Origin of the sequence: Mesorhizobium sp. B2-3-6 (genome assembly GCF_006442305.1) — a bacterium.
Taxonomy (GTDB): domain Bacteria; phylum Pseudomonadota; class Alphaproteobacteria; order Rhizobiales; family Rhizobiaceae; genus Mesorhizobium.
In genome coordinates this window covers 350,534-369,791 of the sequence record NZ_VFVW01000003.1, presented here as the reverse complement: position 1 = coordinate 369,791, position 19,258 = coordinate 350,534, and the positions used below count along the sequence as shown (strand labels likewise).

The 19,258-nt window shown below is 63.1% G+C and carries 19 protein-coding genes; 11 read left to right on the top strand and 8 right to left on the bottom strand.

Annotation, left to right across the window (positions count from 1 at the left end):
* Positions 1-61: 61 nt before the first annotated feature.
* From FJ953_RS11000 to FJ953_RS10985, 4 genes are read right to left on the bottom strand one after another with little or no spacing between them, the layout of a single operon-like run.
* A complete protein-coding gene (locus FJ953_RS11000) occupies positions 62-721 on the bottom strand; it encodes a hypothetical protein (RefSeq protein ID WP_140624280.1) in 660 nt (219 codons plus the stop codon).
* Positions 702-2,099 (bottom strand): flagellar protein export ATPase FliI, encoded by a 1,398-nt coding sequence (fliI, locus tag FJ953_RS10995; RefSeq protein WP_140624278.1) that lies wholly within the window; start codon positions 2,097-2,099, stop codon positions 702-704. The genes FJ953_RS11000 and fliI overlap by 20 nt, the downstream gene beginning before the upstream one ends.
* A gap of 1 nt (position 2,100) precedes the next feature.
* On the bottom strand, positions 2,101-2,823 hold the full coding sequence (flgF, locus tag FJ953_RS10990) for a flagellar basal-body rod protein FlgF (protein ID WP_140513633.1): 723 nt from the start codon (positions 2,821-2,823) through the stop codon (positions 2,101-2,103).
* A gap of 2 nt (positions 2,824-2,825) precedes the next feature.
* Complete coding sequence (locus tag FJ953_RS10985; RefSeq protein ID WP_140624276.1) at positions 2,826-4,637, bottom strand: DUF1217 domain-containing protein; 1,812 nt, start codon at positions 4,635-4,637, stop codon at positions 2,826-2,828.
* 157 nt (positions 4,638-4,794) lie between these two features.
* Between FJ953_RS10985 and motA the strand changes: the two genes are divergently transcribed.
* The 6 genes from motA to FJ953_RS10955 are packed head-to-tail and all read left to right on the top strand — an operon-like array spanning position 4,795 to position 9,634.
* Positions 4,795-5,670 carry a flagellar motor stator protein MotA gene (gene motA / locus FJ953_RS10980; protein ID WP_140496207.1) on the top strand — a complete coding sequence of 292 codons (876 nt, stop codon included), beginning with the start codon at positions 4,795-4,797 and terminating at the stop codon, positions 5,668-5,670.
* A 32-nt stretch (positions 5,671-5,702) separates the two neighbouring features.
* On the top strand, positions 5,703-6,650 hold the full coding sequence (locus FJ953_RS10975) for a FliM/FliN family flagellar motor switch protein (protein WP_140560335.1): 948 nt from the start codon (positions 5,703-5,705) through the stop codon (positions 6,648-6,650).
* A 17-nt stretch (positions 6,651-6,667) separates the two neighbouring features.
* Positions 6,668-7,054 (top strand): flagellar motor switch protein FliN, encoded by a 387-nt coding sequence (fliN, locus tag FJ953_RS10970; RefSeq protein WP_140496205.1) that lies wholly within the window; start codon positions 6,668-6,670, stop codon positions 7,052-7,054.
* Positions 7,055-7,097: 43 nt separating this feature from the next.
* Positions 7,098-8,111 carry a flagellar motor switch protein FliG gene (locus FJ953_RS10965; protein ID WP_140513630.1) on the top strand — a complete coding sequence of 338 codons (1,014 nt, stop codon included), beginning with the start codon at positions 7,098-7,100 and terminating at the stop codon, positions 8,109-8,111.
* A gap of 9 nt (positions 8,112-8,120) precedes the next feature.
* Positions 8,121-9,203 carry a flagellar biosynthesis protein FlhB gene (flhB, locus tag FJ953_RS10960; protein ID WP_140624274.1) on the top strand — a complete coding sequence of 361 codons (1,083 nt, stop codon included), beginning with the start codon at positions 8,121-8,123 and terminating at the stop codon, positions 9,201-9,203.
* Complete coding sequence (locus FJ953_RS10955) at positions 9,200-9,634, top strand: hypothetical protein (RefSeq protein ID WP_140560337.1); 435 nt, start codon at positions 9,200-9,202, stop codon at positions 9,632-9,634. Before flhB ends, FJ953_RS10955 begins: the two co-directional genes overlap by 4 nt.
* Here FJ953_RS10955 and FJ953_RS10950 read toward each other — a convergent pair whose 3' ends face one another.
* From FJ953_RS10950 to FJ953_RS10935, 4 genes are all read right to left on the bottom strand, one after another.
* The gene (locus tag FJ953_RS10950; protein WP_140513628.1) at positions 9,635-10,405 is read right to left on the bottom strand and encodes a helix-turn-helix transcriptional regulator; all 771 of its coding nucleotides are present in this window, start codon (positions 10,403-10,405) and stop codon (positions 9,635-9,637) included.
* Positions 10,402-11,112: a helix-turn-helix transcriptional regulator gene (locus FJ953_RS10945; RefSeq protein ID WP_140496200.1), complete on the bottom strand. Its 711-nt coding sequence runs from the start codon at positions 11,110-11,112 to the stop codon at positions 10,402-10,404. The genes FJ953_RS10950 and FJ953_RS10945 overlap by 4 nt, the downstream gene beginning before the upstream one ends.
* Positions 11,113-11,588: 476 nt before the next feature.
* The gene (locus FJ953_RS10940) at positions 11,589-12,620 is read right to left on the bottom strand and encodes a histone deacetylase family protein (RefSeq protein WP_140513627.1); all 1,032 of its coding nucleotides are present in this window, start codon (positions 12,618-12,620) and stop codon (positions 11,589-11,591) included.
* Between the two features lie 23 nt (positions 12,621-12,643).
* On the bottom strand, positions 12,644-13,297 hold the full coding sequence (locus FJ953_RS10935; RefSeq protein WP_140522311.1) for a TetR/AcrR family transcriptional regulator: 654 nt from the start codon (positions 13,295-13,297) through the stop codon (positions 12,644-12,646).
* A 244-nt stretch (positions 13,298-13,541) separates the two neighbouring features.
* Between FJ953_RS10935 and FJ953_RS10930 the strand changes: the two genes are divergently transcribed.
* From FJ953_RS10930 to FJ953_RS10910, 5 genes are all read left to right on the top strand, one after another.
* The gene (locus tag FJ953_RS10930; protein WP_140522310.1) at positions 13,542-15,221 is read left to right on the top strand and encodes an amidohydrolase; all 1,680 of its coding nucleotides are present in this window, start codon (positions 13,542-13,544) and stop codon (positions 15,219-15,221) included.
* A gap of 153 nt (positions 15,222-15,374) precedes the next feature.
* Positions 15,375-16,469: an ABC transporter ATP-binding protein gene (locus FJ953_RS10925; RefSeq protein ID WP_140522308.1), complete on the top strand. Its 1,095-nt coding sequence runs from the start codon at positions 15,375-15,377 to the stop codon at positions 16,467-16,469.
* Positions 16,469-17,389, top strand: coding sequence for an ABC transporter permease (locus FJ953_RS10920; RefSeq protein WP_140496195.1), 921 nt, complete (start codon positions 16,469-16,471; stop codon positions 17,387-17,389). Before FJ953_RS10925 ends, FJ953_RS10920 begins: the two co-directional genes overlap by 1 nt.
* Positions 17,382-18,182, top strand: coding sequence for an ABC transporter permease (locus FJ953_RS10915; protein WP_140496194.1), 801 nt, complete (start codon positions 17,382-17,384; stop codon positions 18,180-18,182). The genes FJ953_RS10920 and FJ953_RS10915 overlap by 8 nt, the downstream gene beginning before the upstream one ends.
* Positions 18,183-18,205: 23 nt before the next feature.
* Positions 18,206-19,240, top strand: a complete 1,035-nt coding sequence (locus FJ953_RS10910; RefSeq protein ID WP_140496193.1) for an extracellular solute-binding protein — start codon at positions 18,206-18,208, stop codon at positions 19,238-19,240.
* Positions 19,241-19,258: the final 18 nt, after the last annotated feature.

Genomic DNA, 19,258 nt, shown 5'->3' with positions numbered 1-19,258 from the left:
GACTAAGCCGCCAGTCTTGCGCGGACCTTGCGGGCGGACGCAACCGGCAAGCGCGGCGAACTTATCTGGAAAGCTCGATCACCTGGTTGGCGCTGGTGACCATCACCCATTTGCCGTTGCGTTGCTCGATCGACGACACCTTGTTGGAATCCGGCAGTATCGAGCCGCGCTGGACCATCCACAGCCCGGTGTCGTCCTCGATCATGGCGCGGCCATTGGCGACGTGGACCATGCGGAATTTGGTGACGTCGGCCGGAAAGGGCTGGTCATCTGGTGCCGGGGCGGCGCTGGGATCGTCCTGCACGGTTCCGGTGGCAAGCAGGTCGATATTGGCATTCGGAACGTCCTTGGCCGTCAGCGGCGCGCTGCGCTCGGCAACCACGCCGCCGCCCTCGCGTCCAGAATTGGTGCCGGTGCCGCCGAACTTGATTGCCTGGACGCCGAACTGTTCCTGATTGAAGAAGATATACCAGGGGAACAGCGCGCAGATCAGGCCGAGCGTGATGCCGAGCGCGGCGATGACGAAATCGCTGCGCCGGCCGGCCTTCTTGCCCAGCCTGGGAAACGCGGCCTTGGGCGGCTGCGGCCATTGCGGCGCCGCGAAGAGCCCGTCGATGGCCGAGTTGCGGCTGGCTTCGATCTCTTCTTCGGCTTTCGCCTCAGCGATCATTTCGCGCAGGATACGCTCGGTATGCTGGAGCTCAGTCCCCTGGTTCGGCATTCTGCTTTCCCTTGAGATGGCGGGCGAGATCGGAGAACGGATCAGCGGACGGGCGGTCCTTGGGCGATTGCATCAGCGCCTCGTAGATCAGGGGTACCTGGCGCACCGCCATGTCGAGTTCCACGTCGGCGCCGCCCTGGTAGGCGCCAAGCAGGCGGATGTCGCGCGTGTCCTCGAAGCGGGAGATCATCGACTTCAGCCGCGTCACCAGCGCGCGCTGCTCGACGCTCCAAGCCTTGCCGGCCAGGCGTGATATGGACGACAGCGGATTGACCGGCGGATAGCGGCCCTGTTCGGCGATCGCGCGGTCGAGCACGACATGGCCGTCAAGGATGCCGCGCACGGAATCGGCCACCGGATCGTTGTGGTCGTCGCCGTCGACCAGCACGGAAATGATCGCGGTGATCGATCCTTTCCCTTCCACTCCCGGCCCGGCGCGTTCGAGCAGCTTCGGCAGCTCGGTGAAAACCGAAGCGGGATAGCCGCGCGCGACCGGCGGCTCACCCGTTCCCGTCGCCACTTCGCGCAGGGCGTGGGCAAAGCGGGTGATCGAATCCAGCACCAGAAGCACGCGGTGGCCCTGGTCGCGAAAATGTTCGGCGACGCGCATCGCGGTGTCCGGCGCGCGCCGGCGCATCATGGCGCTTTCGTCGCTCGTGGCGACGACGGCTACGGTCTTGGCCATGCTGTCGCCGATCGTGTCCTCGAGGAATTCGCGGACCTCGCGGCCGCGTTCGCCGATCAGCGCCACGACCACGGTGTCGAAGGCGTCTGCGCCGGCGAGCATGGCCAGCAGCGTCGACTTGCCGACACCGGAACCAGCAAAGACGCCCATGCGCTGGCCGAAACAGAGCGGCGTGAAAATGTCGATGATCTTGACCCCGGTCATGAAGGCGGTGCCGACGCGCTGGCGCGCCATGGCGCCGGGCGTGGCGGCCCCGGACATGCCGTCGCCCCTGATCAATGGCGGGCCACCGTCGATCGCCCGGGTGAGCGCGTCGATCGTGCGGCCGCGCCACGAGGCATGCGGCGCCACCGCGAGCGGACCGCGACGGAAAACGGCGTCGCCTATGCCGGCATCGGCACTGCGTTCGAAGGGGGCCACGACAATCTCGTCGCGGCTGATCTTGACGATCTCGCCGCGGCGCGTGCCGGCATGGCCGCGCTGTTCGACAAGATCGCCCAGCCTGGCGAAATCCGAAAGGCCGCGCACCTTGTAATGCGTCGATGTGACTTCGGTGACGAGACCGCCGCGTTTGAGCAGTCCCTCGGCATCGCTGAAGCGCCGCCATATCCGCTCCAGCGCGGCAAGCCGGTCTTCCGGCGTCGGCTGGGGCAGTCTTTCGGGTGCGCGCAGGGTTGGCTGGTCGAGCGACATGCTACTTCGAGCCGAGCGTCTTGATCGCCTCGTCGGTTGAGGAATCAGTCTGCCGCATCAGGGCGGCGGTGTTCTCGAAGGCGCGCTGGACCATGATCAGCCGCGTCATCTCCAACACCGGATTGACGTTGGATTCCTCGACGAAGCCCTGGGCGACGCCGATATCGGCGCGATCGGTCACCGGCTCGGGCGTGCGCGCCGGCACGATGCCGGAATTGCCGTAGCGCACGAAATTCTCACCCGGATCGAAATTGTACAGGCCGATGGAGCCTACCAGCTGATCGTTCTGGCGCAACGATCCGTCGGCTCCGGCCTTGGGCGGGCCGTTGCGGGGGTCGAGCTGGATCGGTGCGCCGCCGGCGTCGAGCACGGGATGGCCCTCGACCGACATCAGCTCGCCATTCTCGTTCATCGAGAAGCGGCCATCGCGGGTCATGACGGTGCCGACCGGCGTCTCGATGGCGAACCAGGCGTCGCCCTGTATTGCGAAATCGAACGGATTGCCGGTCTCGGTCAGGGAGCCATGGGCGCCGGAAAGGTAGGTCTTGCCCGAGGAGGCGAAGGACACGGATTTCGGCCCGGTGCCGGACACCACGTCCTCGAACTTCACGCCGGTGGCGCGAAAGCCGACGGTCGAGGCGTTGGCGACATTGTCGGCGATCGTGTCGAGCCGACGCTCGAGCGCGATCTGCGAGGAAAGGGCGACGTAGAGACTGTCCCGCATGGTCAGAACTTCAACTTCTGCATGGCCATCATCAGGTCGGTGGAGATCCCCGCCGTGACCGGCTTGGCGAAGAGCACGCTGATCGACGACACGGCTGAAGAGGTCGGGTGGTTGATCTCGTACATGGAGGTGAAGCGGGTCAGGAACTTGCCGAGCTTTTCGGGGTCGGAGAAATCAGAAATGTCGAGCTTCTGCTCGAACAGCTGCGCCTGCTTGTCGACGTCGGAGGTGGCGAAGGAATCGGGCAAGCCGAGCACTGTGCGCACCACGCTGGCAAGAGCGGTGTCGGCGAGCACATCGTACCAGCTGGTGATATCAGGCGCCTTGCGCTGGAAATAGAGCGCCAGCCGTACGCCCTCGTTGGTTTGGCCGGCATCCTCCTCCAGCGTCTGGCGCATGTATTTGTCGACGGTCGGCTGCTGTGCCGGATTGGTCGTGGTGGCCGCTTCGCCGTATTGTTCGAAGTTGAACGCGGAGGCGAGCCCGGCATAGGCTTTGTTGGTCATCTTGTTGGCGACGCTGTCGGGGTCGCGGACGCCACCGGCCAGAACGCTGCGGATGAGATCCTTCCTCTCTGTCGCCGGATCGAGCGCGTAGGCCGAGAGGGCATAATTGTACAAGCGGCTGTTGGCCATCAGATCGTCGATGGATTTCACGTTCGTGATGTTGGCCAGATAATATGCGGTCTCCGACTTGATGTAGTCCGCATTTGGCTTGATCAGGCCAAGCGCCGACCCTGTCGTGTAGATTTTCGGCGTATCTTTCAGCACTGCGTCGCGCGTGGTCGTCTGATCGCCATATTGGGCAAAATCGAAGGCCGTGACGAAGTTGGCGTATCGTTTATCGGTCAGCTTGTTTGCAGGGCTGTTGGGATCGCTCACGCCGCCCTCGAGCATGGCGCGGATCTGCCGCGGGGTTTCGGTTGACGCATCCAGTCCATAGGACGCCATGGCGAATGTAAGCAGGCGCTTGTCCGCCATGAGGTCGTCAATCGACTTCACCTTGGAAATGTTTGCCGCGTAGTAGTCGGCCTCGCCCTTGACGTACTGCGCGCTCGGCTTGACCAACGTCAGCCCGGCTCCGGCCATGTAGCCCTTAGGCACCGCCTGCTGGACGTTGTCGCGCGTGGTCGTCTGATCGCCATACTGGGCGAAGTCGAACGCCGAGACGAAGTTGGCGTAACTCTTGTCGGCCAGCTTGTTGGCGGGACTGTTGGTATCGCTGACGCCACCTTCGAGCATCGCCCTGACCGTTGCGGCCGGTTCGGTTTCGGCGTCGAGCCCGAATGCGGCCATCGCGTATGTCAGCAGGCGGCTGTCGTCCATCAGGTCGTCGATCGACTTAACCTTGGAGATGTTGGTGACATAATAGGCGGTTTCGCTCTGATAGTAAGAGAAGCCCGCCTGCGAGGCGCCGATCTGGACTTGCAGCGCATAGTTGCCGGTCACCAGCTGCTGCGCCTTGTTGTAAACCGTGGTATTGGCGCCGTTGGCTGCGAAGTTGAAGGCGCTGACAAATTCGGCGTAGCGCTTGTCGGTCAGCTTGTTGGCGAAACTGTCGGGGTCGGAAACGCCTTCCTTGAGCGCCTTGACCATGAACGCCTTGGCGTAAGCCATGTCCTCCAGGCCGTAGGCCTTCATGGCATATTTGAACAAACGGTCATTGTTGACGAAATCGTCGATCGATTTCACCTTGGTGATGTTGTCCAGATAATATTTGGTGTCGCGATCGACCGTCGGCTGCTTTTCGATGCGGTCGATCGACTTGTCGATGTCCCTGGTGATCAACTGGTAGCTGGTATAGGTACTGAGCAAGGACGCGCCTCCGGCCGAAGCTATGCCAGCACAGTAGACTCACTTCCTTGCGCGAAACTGAATCGCGCCAATCGGCTCGATGCCGCTCCGATTCAAGCCTCACACAAGGCACGGGGACTATCCCTTGCAGCTGACTTGAAATGCGGAAGGACCTCTCGTGGGCATTCTGATTGGACTGGTGGTGACGCTCGGCTGCGTCCTTGGCGGCTTCATGGCCATGGGCGGGCATCTGCATGTGCTGATGCAGCCCTGGGAAGCGGTGGTCATCTGCGGCGCCGCACTCGGCACCTTCCTCGTCGCCAATCCGATGAAAACGGTCAAGGACACCGGCAGGGGCATCCTCGAAGCCTTCAAGCAGGCCGTGCCGAAGGAGCAGGATTATCTGGAAACGCTCGGCGTGCTGCACAGCCTGATGCGTGAACTGCGTTCGAAGTCGCGCAGCGAGGTCGAGGCGCATATCGACAATCCCGAGGAATCGGCGATCTTCCAGGCATTCCCTACCGTGCTGAAGAACCACGACCTGACGCATTTCATCTGCGACTATTGCCGGATCATCATCATCGGCAACGCCCGTTCGCACGAGATCGAGGCGCTGATGGATGAGGAAATCCAGACCATCAAGTCCGACAAGATGAAAGCCTACCACGCGCTGGTGGCGGTCGGCGACGGCCTGCCGGCGCTCGGGATCGTCGCCGCCGTGCTCGGCGTGGTCAAGGCGATGGGCGCGCTCGACCAGTCGCCGGAAATCCTTGGCGGCCTGATCGGCGCCGCCCTCGTCGGTACCTTCCTCGGCATCTTCCTGTCTTACGCGGTGGTCGGGCCCGTCGCCACCAAGATCAAGACGGTGCGCGAGAAGAAGAATCGCCTCTACATCATCGTCAAGCAGACGTTGCTCGCCTACATGAACGGCGCCCTGCCGCAGGTGGCGATCGAGTTCGGCCGCAAGACCATATCGTCCTATGAGCGGCCGACCATCGACGCCGTCGAGCAGAGCACGATGAACACCGGCTCCGCCGAGAAAAGGGCCGCCTGAGCGATGCGCGACAGATCGGTGCCGACATTGTCATGACCAGTCCCGGCAGTCCCTCACAAGCGCGCTCGCTGATCATCGAGCGCCTGGTCGGCGACAGCGGCGAGGCCGCCCAGGTCATCGGCACCGGCCGGGGCATGGCAGAGCGCGCTGCGCCGCTGCTGCAGAAGAGCCTGACCAGTGAGCTTGGAGTTCCGGTCACCGTCGATCTCAGGGGCGTCGAGGTCAGCCGCGTCGCGGAGGCCCGCTCCCGTGCCGGCGATACGTTTGCCATGACCATCGTTGCGTCAGCCACGTCCTCCGATGCCATGACCCTGGTGATCGATGCGCCGGCGATCGCGGTCACGCTTTGCACGCTGTTCGGCGGCGACCCGGAGATGCCGGCATCGCCGATAGAGCGTGATCTGTCGCAGATCGAGGTCGATGTTTCGACCATGATGTTCCAGCAGGTCGCGCAGGCACTGAACGGATCGGGACGACGGTCGCTCGACCTGCGCCTGCCAGTGCCGCGGGCGATGTCGGGCACCGAAGCCAAACGACACGTGTTGCGCGACGGCGCTGCAATCCGCATCGTCTTCGGCATCTCGACGCCGGCCGACAGCGGCACCGTCACGGTGACGATGCCGCAGCGTGTCGTGCTGGCCAGCCGAGACAGCGCTGCTGCCGGCGGCGAGAACGATCAGGGCGCCAGCTGGCGCGCGCGCTTTTCGGAAGAAGTGATGCGCTCCACGGTAGCGCTCGAGGCGACCATGCCGCTGGCCCGACTGACGCTCGGCGATCTTGCCGATTTCGAAATTGGCCAGATCATCGAATTCGAGGAAACGGCGCAATCGCAAGCGCGTCTCGGCGCGCGCGGCAAGACGCTGTTCGTATGCGAGTTCGGCAAGCTGGGACAGAATTACACCGTCCGGATCAAGCATCCCTATGATGCCGGACAGGATTTTATCGACGGGCTCATGCCGGCTGGTGCCGGGCACGCCTGAGCTTTTGGAGACGATGCATGGCCAAGACCAAGGCAGAAGCCGAAATCGACCAGCCGGACGAGCAGCTCGACCGCGCCATCGAGGAATTGCGCGGGGTTCTGCATGAAGAGGAACAGCGCCCCGATATCGCGTTCAAGGCCGCGTCCGCGGCCAATTCGAGCGTCATCATGAACATCCCAGTCGACGTCCAGATCATCCTCGGCAGCACCGAGATGCCGGTGTCCGACCTGATGGCGCTGCAGAAGGGCTCCACGGTGGCGCTCAACCGCCGCATCGGCGAACCGGTCGACGTGGTGGTCAACGGCCGCAGAATAGCGCGCGGCGAGATCACCGTGCTCGAAAGCGACCCGTCGCGCTTCGGCATCAGGCTGACCGAAATCATCGCCGGCACGAAGGGCGCGTGAAGATGCGTCGCGGGTCTTGCCGGCGGCAGCGGGAGCGAAAGGCATGACAACGTCCCTTTCCCTGACGCGTCCGCAGAAGGCGGCCGCCATACTGGTGGCGATGGGCAAGCCGTCGGCCAGCCGCCTCTTGAAATTCTTCAAGCAGGAAGAATTGAAGGCGCTCATCGAGGGCGCCCGGCTGCTCAGGACCATTCCGCAAGGCGATCTCGAGCGCATCGTCGCCGAGTTCGAGGCGGAGTTCACCGAAGGGGCGGGACTGCTCGATTCCGCCGACAGGATGGACACCATCCTCAATGAATCGCTGTCACCCGAAGAGATGAGCGCGATCATGGGCGACAAGAAATTCGAGGTTGCGCCGGAAGGTCCGCCGCCGATCTGGCCCGAGCTCGAGAAGCTCGAGCCGGTGCGGCTTGGTACTTTCCTGGCCGGTGAACATCCGCAGACTGCGGCCATGGTGCTGTCGAAGCTGGCGCCGCAGGCGGCGGCGAGCGTGCTGTTGACGTTGAGCAAGCCGACGCGCGGCGAGATCATCAAGCGCATGGTGACGATGGCCAATGTTCCCGACGCCGCCAGCAGGATCGTCGAAAATCGGCTGCGCACCAGCGTGCTGGCGGAAACCGCGACCAAGGATACATCGGCCGGACAGGCGCGCGTCGCCAGCGTTCTCAACGAATTGGACAAGCCGCTGCTCGAGGAGGTCATGCAGGACCTGGAGGCCGCCGGCACGCCCGATCTCGACGGCGTCCGGGCTCGGCTGTTCTCCTTCGACGATTTGCCGCTGCTTACCCAGAAAGCGCGCGTGCTTCTATTCGACGGGCTGTCGACCGAACTGGTCACGCTGGCGCTGCGCGGCACTTCGGCGATCCTTGCCGAAGCGGCGCTGTCGGCGATCGGCGCACGCTCGCGGCGCATGATCGAAGCCGAACTCGGACAAGGATCCGAAGGGGTTCCCCTCGCCGACATCATGGCGGCGCGCAAGACGATCGTGACGACGACAATCCGGCTGGCGCGCGAAGGCGCGTTCGAGCTTCCCGCGACCCAGAACGCCGCCGCCTAAGGCCGGATCATGGCAGAGGCGGTCGACAAGGATTCCAAAACCGAAGAAGCGACGGAAAAGAAGATCCGCGACACCATCGAACAGGGCAAGCTGCCCCATTCGAGGGAGACCGCGCTGCTGGCCTCCTTCGTCGCCATACTGGTGTTCACCGTCTTCTACGCCAAGGATGCCATTGTCGATCTCGGCATGTTCCTGTCGATGTTCCTGGAGAAGCCGGAAGCCTGGCCGATGGACACCGAGACCGACGTCATCGCGCTCTACAAGATCGTCATGCTGGAGGTGGGCCGTGCCATCCTCAGCCTGCTGGTGCTCCTGACCATCGCCGGCGTCGGTGCCTCGGTGTTCCAGAACATACCGCAATTCGTCGGCGACCGCATCAGGCCGCAGCTGTCGCGCATCTCGATCGTCAAGGGCTGGAACAGGCTGTTCGGGGTGCAGGGCTGGGTCGAGTTCCTGAAGGCGCTCGGCAAGGTGGGCTTCGCCATCGTCGTGCTCGCCTTCACGCTGTCCGAGGATCACCGCAAGCTGCTCGCCGGCATGATCACCAATCCCGTCGCCTTCGGCCTCGTCATCCGCGGCATCGCGGTCGACATACTGGTGGCGATCGTCTTCGTCATGGGCCTGATCGCGGCGATCGACATCGTCTGGTCGCGCTTCCACTGGAAGCAGGACCTGCGCATGAGCAAGCAGGAGGTCAAGGACGAGTTCAAGCAGTCCGAGGGTGACCCGATCGTTAAGTCGCGGCTGCGCTCGCTGGCGCGCGACCGCGCTCGCAAGCGGATGATGACGGCGGTGCCGCGCGCGACGTTGATCATCGCCAACCCGACGCACTTCTCGATCGCGCTTAAATATGTGCGCGACGAGGATTCGGCACCGCTGGTGCTGGCCAAGGGGCAGGATCTGGTGGCGCTCAAGATCCGCGAAATCGCGCGCGAGCACAACATCCCGATCTTCGAGGACGTGGCGCTCGCCCGCTCCATGTACAAGCAAGTTTCGGTCGATAGTGTGATCCCGTCGCAATTCTACCAGGCCGTCGCCGAACTGGTGCGGATCGTCTACTCGAAAAAGGCTGAGCGCAGACAGATTTCATGAACCGCCAACCGCACGCCAACTCCCGCGAGATCATCGTCGCCAGCGCCATCGAGCAAGTCGTGGCGGAGCTCAGGCTGATCGATGTCGCCGATTATATCGCCTTCATCCGGCTGGAGCATTTCGCCTGCCTGTCGGACCTGGTCGATTCCGCGGCGGAACTGTTCTTCAAGCCGGGCACGCTGAGGCTCGGCCATGGCGGCGAGGCGCATGTCGACTGGAGCGGTAGCCCGCGCATCGTGCTCGATCTCGAGCTTCGGCCGCCCGGCGTCGCCGTCTATTTCCAGCTGACGCTGAGCGAAAAAGGCGCCTCGGTCGCGGTCAACTACGTGTCGTTCGAAAAGCCCGGCGAGGACCCCGAGCACAACACCGCCCTGCTCGAGGCGGTGGTCGAACAGGCGCGTATCCGCAAGGTCGAGCCGCTGGCGTTCTAACTATTCGATCAGGCCGAGCCGCAGCGCCTTGGCGACCGCTTGGTTGCGGTTGACGGCGTTGAGCTTCTGGGTCGACTGGGTGAGATACTGGTTGGCAGTATGCACCGACAGTTTCAGCAGCCGCGCTATCTCCTCGCTGGTATTGCCGTTGGCGGTCAGCTTCAGGCATTCGAGCTCGCGTTTGGAGATCGCGCGCGTCTTGCCGACATCGCCCGGCCGCATGCGGGCGACAGCGGCGAACAGCGAAAAGCAACGGGCGTGGATTTCATAGAGCGCGTCCTGCGGCAGGGCGATCTCCGAGCCGAGGAAGACGACGAGGCCGCACTGGCCGCGATCGGCGTGGACGGGAAAGGCGATGCCGCTGCTGCCGGGCGCCAGCGGCGCCATCTGCTCGGTCCAAGCAAGGCCGCCGAACATCTCGCTCATGGCCGCCACACCGTCATCCGTCCACCAGCGCGGTTCGGTCGAGATCCTGCTATGGCGCACGATCTCCTCGCCATTGGCGCCCGAGATGAACTTGGTCGCCACCGATATGCCGGGATAGTCGGAATCGAAGCACGGCACCAGCCGCGCCCGCTCGAGCGACGGGCTGACGAAGAACAGGCCGAAGGCCGAGGCATTGATGTCGACGGCGATCCAACGGCAGCGCCGCACAGCATCGGGAATGGTCACGGCGTGATGCGTTTCGGAGCCGAGCGAGAAGGCACCGAACGGATTGCGCTGGTCGTTGAAAAGGGCCTCGGCGGCCTGCTTGACGTCGGCCTGTTTCAAATGATGCCGCTCCTGATCGCCGTGGCGATGGCCATCGCGCGGTTGCTGGCCGCGAATTTCTGGATGGCGTGGGTGATGTAGCTGTTGACGGTGTTGGAGGACACGCCAAGGATGACGGCAACCTCGTCCGTGGTCTTGCCTTCCGAGACCCAGAACAGGCATTCGCGCTCGCGGTCCGACAGCGGATCCTGCATGGCGGCGGCGGCGATCAGTTGCGGAATATGCGAGAGCGCGTAGCAGCACTTCAGCTGCGCCTTCATCAGCGCTGGCTGGTCGATCCGGCCGGCGGCTGCCGCCGAGAACAGCGCGAACAGGCGTTGGCGGCCGACATTCAGCCTGAGCGAATAGATCTCGGCGTGGCCGAGCACGTCGAGCAGACGTGCCTCTTCGCCGGAGACCAGCCCCTCGGCCTGTGGTGCCTGCGCCGACACCAGCGGCCTTGGACGCATGCCCGGCGCAACGGTGAGCGCGCCCTGGGCAAGGCCAGCGATCAGCCGCTTGCCGATCAGTTCGATGGCGTCGAAAATCCAATTGGACGAGACGATGCGCGCGTCGTTGCGGTCCTGATCGTGGACGATGGCGACCAGCATATAGCTGTCGGCACCGATCTCGGCGGTCAACTCCATGAAAAAGCTGGTGAGATCGCCGCGCGACGTCAGGCGCGAGCCCAATGTGTCGGATTGAAGAAGCGCGGCGGGACTGCTCATTGCTGTTTTTGGCCGGAATCGATGCTGATGTCCGGATGCTGGAGAGCCAGCCGCCGAACCTGAAAACGCGTTACATTTACGAGACACACACAAGCGCGGGGTCGCGCCCGATCAGACGGAATCCATTCAGGGAACGCGAAGCCGTCCGCGTCTGGCGCCAGAAAATTCCGGCACTTGAGACTTTGGGTGGTCGCCGCGCCCCCCGAGGACCGGCTGATTCGGGTCTAATTTACCCGTAGATGAATCTGACATCAAACGCGATTTGACAAAATCGAATCGAGTGGACTCAAGCTGCGACTCAGGCGCCGATTTTCGCGCGTTTCGGTGCGTGAAAATGTTCGAGCCGTGCAAGCCAGTCTTCTCGGCCGGGGCTGTTTCAGTCGCGCCCACCAAGGGGCTAGAGGATGTCAAAGAGCGGCTGACGCCGCCCTTTTTCGTGGTTTCCCTGAGAGCTGCCGCGCTTCGGGCAGCCGGTGTCACCGGCCCTCGAAGCCGGTCAGCACGCCGACGGCATTGATGCCGATTTCCTCGACGGCGTAGCCGCCTTCCATGACGAACAGCGTCGGCAGGCCGAGCCTGGCGATGCGGCGGCCGATCATGGGATAGTCCGACGACTTCAGCTTGAACTGGCTGATAGGATCCTTCTCGAACGTGTCGACGCCGAGCGAGACGATGACGACGTCTGGAGCGTAGGCGGCGAGCCTGGCGCAGGCGTCTTCCAGCGAGGCGCTCCAGGCGTCCCAGCCGGTGCCGAACGGCATGGGATAGTTGATGTTGAAACCTTCGCCCGCGCCGGCGCCACGCTCGTCGGCATGGCCGAGGAAGAACGGATATTCGACCATCGGGTCGCCGTGCAAATTGAGGACCTGCACGTCGGCGCGGTCGTAGAAGATCTCCTGTGTGCCGTTGCCGTGATGATAGTCGACATCGAGGATCGAGATGCGGCTGGCCCCCTGGTCGCGGAACCACTGCGCGGCAACGGCCGCGTTGTTGATGTAGCAATAGCCGCCCATGAAGCCGGCTCCGGCATGGTGGCCGGGCGGACGGCAGAGCGCGAAGGCGGAGGCTTCGCCGGCCTTGACCAGGCCCGCGGCGGTCAGCGCGACGTCGTAGGAGGACTTGATCGCATCCCATGTTCCTTCGACGAAGGTGGCGCCGCCGTCGAAGGAATAATAGCCGAGCAGGGCGTCGACGCGCTTGGGCGGCACGTCGCCGCGCAGGCCGCGTGTCGGCCAGGTGAAGGGCATGGCTGTGCCTGTGTGGCCCTCGGCGATCCATTGCGGCCAGACCGTCGGCAGGAAATCGACGTAGTCGGCCCTGTGGATGCGCTTGGCGGCGGCAAGATCATGCTCGGCCGGCGCGATGATCGGCCCGAGTTTCTCGCTGTCGACCCGCGCCTTGATGAACTCGGCGCGCGAGGGTTTTTCGAAACCCGGCACGATCGCCGATGTGACCAGTTCCATCTGGCCGGCGTGGCCGGCGTGAAGCGGCGAATAGACAGTCTTCATAAAATTCCTCTCGAAATGCGAAATCAGTCAAGGTTGAGGTAGGGGGTCACCAGAGCGAGCCACATGGTTTCGACATCGTCCTCGATGAGGTCGTATGTCCGGCGATCCCTTTTCAGGCCGACAAGACGGCAGGCGTGTCCGACCTCCATCATCAGCACGCCGAGCCGGTTGGCGACCTTGTCTTCGAGAGCCGGGTTCACGTGCCGCAGCCACGCCGCATAGAGGGCGATGATCTGGTCGTCATACTCGTTCTGGATCGGTCTCAGGTCGGCGTTGCCTGAAATCGCCTCGATCACCGGCATCAGGCTGGCATTGTCGAGATAAAGCCTGGAGGTATCGGTGAAGAGCCTGCGCACCTCCCGCCGAAACTCCTCGCGGTTGGTGGGCGGATCGACCCTGATGCGCCTCGCGATCACTTCGGGAAAGGATGACAGCCAGCGCCGGGCGAGGTCCAGGAGAATGGCTTCCTTGTTGGGAAAGTATTGGTAGACCGAACCGACCGACAGGCCCGCGCGCTGCGCTATGGCGAGCGTCGTCGGCGTCCTTGTCCCTTGCTCGCGGGTCAGGATCAGCGCCGCGTCGAGAATCCGGTCCACCACCTTGCTCGACCGTTGTTGCCGCGGCTGCTTGCGCGGTTCGAGCGCTATCCTGGTTTTGCGATCGAGATTGCGCTTCACGGCTTGATGTCCTCGTTCCCCGCCCGGTCCCAACATCGGGGCGGGGTTATCCACAATACATTGCAAATTCCGCATGTTGACAAACGCGAATGATTAGTCGCATTCTTTTATCCACGCTGCCTTGGGGATAACAAGGGGAATTTCGAAGACAGCGCGCCGGCATCATCTTTTCCCATCGCCCCTCCCGCGGAGCGGCAGCTCGTGGGCAGTGGTTGTCGGTCTCAGTCAAAAGCGCGGAGTCGCGATGTCTGTCATGGGTGCGGGTCACAAGGCGGATCTGATCGTCATCAATGGTCGTGTGTTGACCATGGACGATGACAATCCGACCGCCGAAGCCGTTGCCGTCAAGGATGGCGCCATCGTCGCTCTCGGCAGCCAAGCCTCCATCGAAGAGTTCAAGGGCCCGGCCACCAGGGTCATCGACGCCAGGGGCGGTTCGGTGATCCCGGGTTTCATCGAAGCCCACATGCATCTGTTTTCAGGCGCGGCCGAGCTTGCGCATCTGCAGCTGTCGGGCGTCCACGGTTTCGAGGCGCTGCAAAAGGCGATCCGCGACTACGCGTCGACGCACCCCGATGCCAAGATGCTGGTCGGACAGGGCGTCGACTACACCGTGCTCGATGACGAGCGAGTGACGCGCCATCATCTCGATGCGATCCTGCCGGACCGGCCCTTCGTCATGGCCGCGCCCGATCACCATACGATGTGGGCCAACAGCAGGGCGCTGGACATGGCCGGCATCCTGAATGGGCGCGCGCTTGGCCCCGGCAATGAGATCGTCATGGGCGACGACGGCCTGGCCAATGGCGAACTGCGCGAGGGCGAGGCTTTCGGCCCGGTTCTCGATCTTGCCGGTGAGAGCCGGGTGCGGCTCGGGCTGGCGACAGGCGGCGAACCGGACCCGATGCCATCGGCGGAAGAGCGCGCCGCCGACCGCGACATCATGCGGCGCGGGCTCGCCTGGTGCGCGCGCCACGGCATCACCTCGATCCAGAACATGGACGGCAATCTCTACCAGCTCGAATTGCTGGCCGAGATCGAGGCCGAGGAGGGTCTGTCCTGCCGGGTGCAGATACCCTTCCACTACAAGAATTTCATGACGCTCGACATACTCGACAAGGCCTCGGCGATGGCCGAGCGCTACAATGGCGAGTGGCTGTCGTCAGGCATGGTCAAGGTGTTCTACGACGGCGTGCTCGATTCCTGGACGGCCGTCATGATCGAGCCCTATGCCGACCGTCCCGACTGGGTGGGTGAACCACTGTTCACGCCCCAGCAATTCATCGATCTCGCCGTCGCCGTCGACAGGCGCGGCCTGCAGATCGCCGTGCATTCGATCGGCGACGGCGCGGTGCGCGCCGTGCTCGACGGCTACGAGGCGGCGCAAAAGGCCAATGGCAAGCGCGACAGCCGGCATCGTGTCGAACATATAGAGGTCATCGCTGCATCTGATGTGCCGCGTTTCGCCGAACTCGGCGTCATCGCCTCCATGCAGCCGCCGCATCCGCCCGGCGCCATGGATTTTCCGCTGGAGCCGACCGTCTCGCGCATCGGGCCGGCGCGCTGGCCGCTGAGCTATGCCTGGCGCACCCTGAAGAATGCCGGCGCGCATGTCGTGTTCGCGTCGGACTGGCCGGTGTCGCCGATCGATCCGATCCTGGGCATCCAGGCGGCAGTAATGCGCAAACCATGGGCATCAAGCGATCCGGACCAGAGCTTCTCGCTGCGTGAATCGCTTGCCGCCTACACGGTCGAGGGCGCCTATGCCGAATTCGCCGAGCACCGCAAGGGCACGCTGAAGCCAGGCTATATGGCCGATCTGGTGGTTTTGTCGGCCGACATCGAAAAAACGGCACCGGCCGACCTGCACAAGGTGCGCCCGGTAACGACGATCTGCGGCGGCAAAGTCACCTACCAGGCCTGACATGGCATGCGGCCTGCCTGCTGAAATGGCGGACTGAAATGACCGACTGAACTGTGATTCAATGCCGGACTTGCCAACCCACCGGCCGTGTGGTCACATCCAATAGGGGAAAAGCTCCGCCAGCAAGAGCGGGGTCAACAGTGAGGCGTAATCGTGCCGGACAAACCGGATCGGAATGCGATTGAAGTAGTAAACGTCAGCAAAATTTTCGGATCGGGTGAGGGGCAGGTCGCTGCCCTCGACACAGTCTCGGTATCCATCCGCGAGAACGAATTCTTCACACTGCTGGGACCATCCGGCTGCGGCAAGACCACCTTGCTGCGGCTGATCGCCGGCTTCGACTTTCCAACCGCCGGCGAAATCCTGCTTTACGGCCAGGACATCGCGCCATTGCCGCCCTTCAAGCGGCCGGTCAACACCGTCTTCCAGTCCTATGCGCTGTTCCCGCACATGACGGTGGCAGACAATATCGGCTTCGGCCTGGAGATGCTGGGCAAGCCCAAGGCGCAGATCAAGGCGCGCGTTGCCGAGATGCTGAAGCTGGTCAAGATGGAGGCGCTGGCGGGCCGGCGCACCGGCCAGATTTCCGGCGGCCAGCAGCAGCGCGTGGCGCTGGCCCGGGCGCTCGCGCCGCAACCGAAGGTGCTGCTGCTCGACGAACCGCTCTCCGCCCTCGACTACAAGCTGCGCAAGGAGATGCAAATCGAGTTGAAGCGGCTGCAGCACGAGACCGGCATAACCTTCATCTTCGTCACCCATGACCAGGAAGAAGCGCTGACGATGTCGGACCGCATCGCCGTGATGTCGTCGGGCAAGATCCTGCAGGTCGGCTCGCCCTGGGATATCTACGACAAGCCTGCCGAACGCTTCGTCGCCGACTTCATCGGCGAGACCAACTTTCTCACCGCGGCCATATCGGGCACCGGCAACGGCAAGGCGCGCGCGACGCTCAAATCCGGCACCACCATCGAGGCGACCGTCGCCGAAGGTTTCCAGCCGAAGGACAACGCCACCGTGGTGGTGAGGCCGGAGCATGCCAAGCTGACCAAGAGCAAGGGCGACCTGGCGGGCACGGTCGACAACATCGTCTATTTCGGCACCGACACGCATATCCATGTCCAGCTCGACAGCGGCGAAGCCTTCACCGTGCGCCAGCAGAACACGCGCAGCGCCGGCTGCGGTTTCGAGCGCGGCGACAAGGTCGGCATCCTGATCGGCAACGACGCCGCGCAAGTGCTGAGGGACTGATGGCCACCGCCGAAGAAGTCGCCAAGGCAGCGGAGCGGCGCGACGTCCGCGACCGCTGGTTGCTGTCAGCGCCGGCGCTGCTGGTCATTCTGCTCGCCGCGACCGGCCCGTTGCTAATCGTGCTCGTCTATTCGTTCCTGACGCCCGGCGCCTATGGCGACGTGAAGTGGCAATTTTCGCCGGAAGCCTGGGTGTCGGTGTTCATGGAACGCGACATTTTCGACGACACGCTGTCGCTCGCGGCCGCCCACGTCACCATCTTCCTGCGCTCGATCAAGCTCGCGGTGGTGACGACGCTGGCGACTTTGGCGCTCGGCTTCCCGACCGCCTATTTCATGGCGACGCGCAGTGAAAAGACCAGGGATCTCTGGCTATTCCTGATCACCATTCCGTTCTGGACCAACCTCCTTATCCGTACCTTCGCGGTGCTGCAGATCATCCGCAACGAAGGCATCGTCAATACCATCCTTCTGAAGCTCGGCATCGTCTCGGCGCCGGTGCAGATCCTCTACACCGACACGGCGATCCTGATCGGCATGGCCTATGTCTACCTGCCGCTGATGGTGCTGCCGATCTATGCAAGCATGGAAAAACTCGATTTCCGGCTGGTCGAGGCTGGCTACGATCTCTACGCGACGCGCTTCAAGGTGCTGCGCAAGATCATTTTCCCGCTGGTCAAACCCGGGGTCATCGCCGGCTCCATCCTGGTCTTCATTCCGGCCCTTGGCGCCTATGTGACGCCGAGCGTGCTTGGCGGCGGCAAGAACATGATGCTGTCCAACCTGATCGAATTGCAGTTCGGACAGGGCCGCAACTGGCCGCTTGGCTCGGCGCTGTCGATCACGGTCATGATCATCGTCATGGTGGCGCTGCTGGCCTATGTGCGCAACGCCGGCAAGTCGGGGGTGCGTCATGGCTAGCAATTTCTCCATCAAGCACCAGCCTGGCTTCACCGCCATCGCGGCAACCTGTTTCGTCGTGCTCTATTTGCCGATCATCGTGCTGGTCATCTACGCCTTCAACGCGGCGAGCTCGACCTCGGAATGGGGCGGGTTTTCGCTCAAATGGTTCCAGTCGGCCTGGCAGAACACGCAGGTCATCGATGCGACGATGCGTTCCTTCCAGATCGGCGCCATAGCGGCGGCCCTTGCCACCATCTTCGCCACCATGGCCGCGCTCGCCACCACGCGCACACCGCCCTATCCCGGGCTGACCTTCAAATACGCGGCCATCAACCAGCCGCTGATGGTGCCCGAAATCGTCACCGGCGTGGCGCTGCTGATCTTCTTCTCGCGCATCAAGATCTTCACCGGCTATTCCGGCCTTGGCTACCTGATCGCCGCGCATACGGCGTTCTGCATCCCGTTTGCCTACCTGCCGATCCGGGCGCGGCTGGAGAATATGGACCTGACGCTGGAACGCGCCGCCGCCGACCTCTATGCGACGCCGTGGAAGACCTTCCGCCGCATCACGCTGCCGCTTTTGTGGCCCGGCATCCTCGCCGGCCTGATGCTGGCTTTCGTCATCTCGCTCGATGACGTCGTCATCACCGAATTCGTCAAGTCGGGCGGCCAGGACACGCTGCCCACCTACATGCTCGGCCAGATCCGCCGCGGCATCACACCCGAGATCAACGCGATATCGACCGCCTTCCTGCTGCTTTCGGTCGCGATCGTCACGTTGTTTTTCTTTGTCAGCAGGAAACGAGACTGAAACCGATAATGGGAGTTAAAACGATGAACTGGAAGACAACGGCGTCCGCCATGGGGTTGGCGTTGCTCGCTTCGACGGGCCTTGCCCGCGCCGACGGCGTGCTCAACATCTACAATTGGGGCAATTACACCAGCCCCGACGTGATCAAGAAGTTCGAAGCCAAATACAACGTCAAGGTGACCATCACCGACTACGATTCCAACGATACCGCGCTTGCCAAGGTGCGCCAGGGCGGCACCGGTTTCGACATTGCCGTGCCTTCGCAGACCTATGTACCGATCTGGATCAAGGAAGGCCTCGTTCAGGAAACCGATCCGGGCAAGATGGAGAACTTCAAAAACGTGGCGCCGGAATGGGCCAATCCTGAGTTCGATCCGGGCCGCAAATACACGGTTCCGTGGGCCTGGGGCACGATCGGCGTCGTCGTCAATACCGACGCCTACAAGGGCCCGGCCAACACGTGGGGCATCATCTTCAACACGCCCGACGAGTTGAAGGGTAAGGTCAACGTCGTACCGGAGATGGGCGACGTGATGTTCGCCGCGATCAAGTATGTCGGCGGCCAGCAATGCACCAACGACAAGACGGTGCTGAAGAAAGTACGTGACCTGCTGGTGGCGGCCAAGCCGAACTGGATCGCCATGGAATACAACACTATTGAGAAGATGGGCGCCGGCGACTTCAAGGCAACCAGCGACTGGAATGGCTCGGCTTTGCGTCAGCGCCTCGCCAACCCGGCCATCCACTTCAACTACCCGAAGGAAGGCTATGGCCTGTGGAGCGACAACGTCGTCGTCCTGAAAGAGGCCAAGAATGTCGAGAACGCCAAGCTGTTCCAGAACTTCATCATGGATCCGGAAAACGCGGCCGGCCTCTCGGCCTTCCATCGTTACGCCAATGCCATCGCCGGTTCGGACAAGTACATGCCGGCCGACATGAAGGACGCGCCGGAAGTCGTCATTCCAGCCGACGCCAAGCCGCTTGGCGAACTGCAGCAGATGTGCGCGCCAGAGACGCAGGAACTCTACACCAAGATCTGGACCGAACTGCAGAAGTAATCGCCGCATGACGGACCC